Origin of the sequence: Alkalibacter mobilis, assembly GCF_015594845.1 — a bacterium.
In the GTDB taxonomy this organism is placed as follows: Bacteria; Bacillota; Clostridia; order Eubacteriales; family Alkalibacteraceae; genus Alkalibacter; species Alkalibacter mobilis.
Window position 1 is genome coordinate 1 of sequence record NZ_JADNRK010000058.1, and the last position, 2557, is coordinate 2557.

Genomic DNA, 2557 nt, shown 5'->3' on the forward strand with positions numbered 1-2557 from the left:
TGAATAATACGGACGATAATTACCACCAAGTCCGGTGATTCGTTCCACCGTATCCGGTATGATATTCCACCCGTTCCGGCTTTGTTTCAATAACCTATAATGGAAGTATGCATCGACTGATATCGTCGGTGTAAATCCATTATCAGGAGGTCATAATATGACCAATTACAAAGAGATTCTAAGGTTAGCTAACCTTGGGATCAATCAAAGCGGCATAGCCAGCAGTTGTGGATGTGCCAGAAAAACGGTTCGGGATGTTCTTCTCCGTGCCAAAGAGCTCCAGCTGTCCTACCCCTTGGAGGAGGAAACATCCGATGCTCAGTTGCAGAAATTGTTGTTTCCGGATAAATCTCTTCCCACGGTGGAACGTAAATTTCCTGATTACGAGTACATCGACAAGGAAATGATGAAAAGTGGCGTCACATTGAAACTTCTTTGGTCTGAATATTGCGAAAGCTGCAGACAGACTCGAGAATTGCCTCTGATGTATTCTCAGTTTTGTTTCCATTATCAGAAGTACCGCGAAAAAACGAAGGCAACCATGCATATCCTGAGAAAACCGGGAGAACAAACCGAGGTAGACTGGGCTGGCAAAACCATTCACATCGTAAATTCAGATTCAGGAGAACCAATCCCCTGTTACGTTTTTGTGGGTGTTCTCAATTACAGCCTTTATGCGTATGTTGAAGCATTTTTCACTATGGACATGGAAAGCTGGATCAACGCTCATGTAAACATGTATCGGTATTTTGGCGGGAGTACACGAATCCTCATCCCGGATAATCTAAAAACCGGAGTGGATCATGCTGATTGGTACTCGCCAAAAATCAACAAAACCTATCAGGAAATGGCTCAGCACTACAATGTTGCTGTTTTGCCTGCTCGAGTAAGGAGTCCAAAAGACAAAGCCAGTGTAGAAGGTACTGTTGGCATCATCTCTACCTGGATTACTGCAGCCCTGAGAAATGAGCAATTCTTCTCTCTGGACGAGTTGAATCGTGAAATACAAAAGCGATTAGATGCCTTTAATCGAAAACCTTTTCAAAAGAAAGAAGGCAGTCGCTACAGTGTTTACCTCTCGGATGAAAAGCCATTTCTCACACCATTGCCATCTGCCCCTTTTGAATTATCCCAGTGGAAGCAAGCCACTGTGCAATTCAATTATCATATATCCGTAGAAAAGATGCAATACTCGGTACCCTACGAATACATTAAGCAGGTTGTAGATGTTCGTCTGACCAAAAGTACGGTGGAGATTTTCTATCACAATCAGCGAATTGCATCCCACAAACGCTTACATGGACATCCAGGTCAATACAGTACGATTCAGCTTCATATGCCGGAAGACCATCAGAAGTATTTGGAGTGGAATGGAGAACGATTTATCCAGTGGGCACAGAGGGTTGGACCAAACACAACCGTGACCATTAGATCCATTCTTGACTCCTACAAGGCGCAACAACAGGGGTACAAATCCTGCATGGGCGTCCTTAAGCTGGCTGATAAATATGGCGTTGACAGGTTGGAAAGTGCTTGTAGAAAGGCACTAGTTTATACCCCGCATCCAAGTTACAAGAGCATCAAGAATATCTTGAGCACTGGGCAGGATCAAATTCCAGAGGGCGAATCCGCCAAAACATCTTCGAAATCAACCAATCAGTATGGGTTTACTCGAGGAGCCCATTATTACGGAGGCAAGAACGATGACAAATGAATCCACTATAAATAAGCTTATTGAAATGCGGATGACCGCACTAGCCGATGCATTTCGACTTCAATTGGAAGATGCTTCAATGCTTGCTGTTTCATTTGAAGACCGGTTTGGATTACTCGTGGATTTGGAGTATACTAACCGAAAAAATAATCGTCGAACTCGTTTGATCAAAAATGCATCCTTGGATCAACCAGAGGCAAATGTCCATGATATTAACTATACCTCCGGAAGAAAGCTGAACAAACAGCTGATTGAACGCTTGTCCACCTGTGAATTTATTGCGGGAAAGCACAACATTATCATCACAGGCTCCACAGGTTCAGGAAAATCCTACTTGGCATGTGCTCTCGGTATGGAAGCCTGCAAACGCTATTACTCTACAAAATACATCCGATTGCCTGAACTTCTTGCGGAGCTTGCTGTGGCAAGAGGAGAAGGTCGTTTCAAGGAAACCATCAAGCAGTATCAGAAATGCGCATTACTAATTATTGACGAATGGCTACTTGTCAATCTTACGGAGCTGGAGGCCAGAGATCTTCTAGAAATCATCCATGCTCGCCACCATAAAGCTTCCACGATTTTCTGCTCTCAATTTGCACCACTTGGGTGGTACAGTAAATTTTCAGAGGCTCAGGTAGCAGATGCTATTCTTGATAGAATTGTCCACGATTCTTACATGCTTGAGATCCACTACATCAATAAAGAACATGACAAATCTATGAGAGAAGTGTACGGCATTAAAGAATAATCAATGTTGGTTCCTAGCCGGAACCGTTGGAACCGCTGTCCGGAGCCATTGGCACTAGGCTCCGGACAGCCTGGTTTCTTTTAGTGGAATATTCA

Annotated in this window: 2 protein-coding genes; both read left to right on the top strand. The window is 43.7% G+C overall.

Annotation, left to right across the window (positions count from 1 at the left end):
* Positions 1–157: 157 nt before the first annotated feature.
* Complete coding sequence (istA, locus tag IWB18_RS12330; RefSeq protein ID WP_195683915.1) at positions 158–1714, top strand: IS21 family transposase; 1557 nt, start codon at positions 158–160, stop codon at positions 1712–1714.
* Entirely contained in the window at positions 1704–2462 is a 759-nt protein-coding gene (gene istB / locus IWB18_RS12335; RefSeq protein WP_195683916.1) for an IS21-like element helper ATPase IstB, read from the top strand. The genes istA and istB overlap by 11 nt, the downstream gene beginning before the upstream one ends.
* Positions 2463–2557: the final 95 nt, after the last annotated feature.